Annotated in this window: 2 protein-coding genes; both read left to right on the forward strand. The window is 32.9% G+C overall.

The features are described 5' to 3' along the window. Positions 1-248 (forward strand): TrbC family F-type conjugative pilus assembly protein (locus tag QI155_RS10945; protein ID WP_281321675.1); only part of this gene is annotated, 248 nt, incomplete at its 5' end. Positions 249-346: 98 nt separating this feature from the next. Beyond that, the coding region (locus tag QI155_RS10950) for an OmpA family protein (RefSeq protein ID WP_281321676.1) at positions 347-920 on the forward strand (574 nt) is incomplete at its 3' end.

A 920-nucleotide genomic window follows, 5' to 3' on the forward strand; every position in this document is an offset into this window, starting at 1 on the left:
CCCTTTGTGAAGGACAGTGTGAAATGTATGGAGTAAAAATACTGATAGACCCATTTCTCTATAGAAAATACGAAATTACAAAAGTTCCTGCTGTTGTATATGTAAAGGGTTTACAAAATATAGAAGGATTATCAGAAGGGTTAAATAGTGTAAAAATTAATAATTTTTGGATTTCCTATGGTGATGTATCCTTAGATTACCATCTTAAGCTAATAGAAAACCAATCAGGCAGAAAAATTATTCAATAATTTCCCATAACCTTTCAAAGTCCTTATCCAATAATGATACTTGAATGTACCCTATATATAGAGAGATAAAAAATACCTTTTGAGAGGTGAAATTAGAAGTGTATAAAAAATTATTTTTAGCGACACTAACTTGTTTATTAGCTATGTTTGTAATGATTGTGAATGTGGATGCTAATGTGTTGTGGGTTAATTACAATGAAAACGTTTATAAAAGTGACATGGTAACTTATGCAACAGACTATATGTTTATTATTTCACAAGACAAAGAAATTCCTCTTGTAGCCTTTCAGGAACCTGTTCAGGAAGCTATTAAAAAGCCTCTTATATCAATAATGGTGTCATCTCTTGATGAAAACAAAGTAGAATTTCAGAAAAAACAAGAAATAAAGCAATCTGAAGCGGCTAAGGAAAAGGCAAGCATTTCTGATTATACGGTTTACTTTGATTTTGATAGTGCTAAACTGAGAAAGGATCAAATTAGCGTTTTAAACAAAATCCCATTGAAAGGAGGTGAGATAGCAAGCATTTATGGCTATACTTGCCCGATAGGTAAGGCAGACCATAACAAAAAGTTGTCTAAAAGAAGGGCAAAGGCAGTGGCAAATTATCTTCAGAAGCGTGGAGTAGCAATTGGAGAAGTGGTTGGAATGGGAGAGACAGGCAAAGAAAAAG

Origin of the sequence: Thermodesulfovibrio sp. 1176 (assembly GCF_029946585.1) — a bacterium.
Lineage (GTDB): Bacteria > Nitrospirota > Thermodesulfovibrionia > Thermodesulfovibrionales > Thermodesulfovibrionaceae > Thermodesulfovibrio.